This is a genomic window from Mesorhizobium sp. M2A.F.Ca.ET.067.02.1.1 (genome assembly GCF_004023285.1).
GTDB lineage: Bacteria > Pseudomonadota > Alphaproteobacteria > Rhizobiales > Rhizobiaceae > Mesorhizobium.
The window spans coordinates 1-448 of the sequence record NZ_RZSB01001432.1 but is presented as its reverse complement, the minus strand read 5'-3'; the positions used below and the strand labels follow the sequence as shown (position 1 = coordinate 448).

Below are 448 nucleotides of genomic sequence, written 5' to 3'. Positions count from 1 at the left end.
GGTCGCTTCGATCAGGAAATGGCCGTCGGCGGAGGTCCGCGCATCGCCAAGCAGGATGGCGTCGGCATAGGCGCGCACCTTGCGGCCGGGATCGGCCGTGCCGGCGACGAAGATCTTGCTGCCGTCGATCTCGACCGCTTCGACGGCGATCTTGGGCTCGCCCGGGGCCGGCGCAGTCGCAGGCGCAGAAGCTTGATCACTGGCGGCGGGCGCGCTTGCGGCCGGAGCCTGGGCTGCCGGTGCCGCCTGGTCGGTGGCGGCGGGCGCCGCCGGCTTGGTCTCGACCCCGGGAACGGTGATAAGTTGCGAGGCCTTGCCCGGCTCCTCGACCATGGCCAGAACCTGCCCGGTCGGGCTCTGCGGCACCGAAACGACGGCGGTCTGGGCCGAGGCGACGGCAGTGCCGCCAACCGTCTGGCGCAGCGTGATCGTATAGTCGCCCGGCTTC

At 71.7% G+C, this 448-nt stretch carries 1 pseudogene; it reads right to left on the bottom strand.

What is annotated here, in order from left to right:
* Nucleotides 1–448: pseudogene (locus tag EOA28_RS38205) on the bottom strand (peptigoglycan-binding protein LysM); the annotation flags it as partial.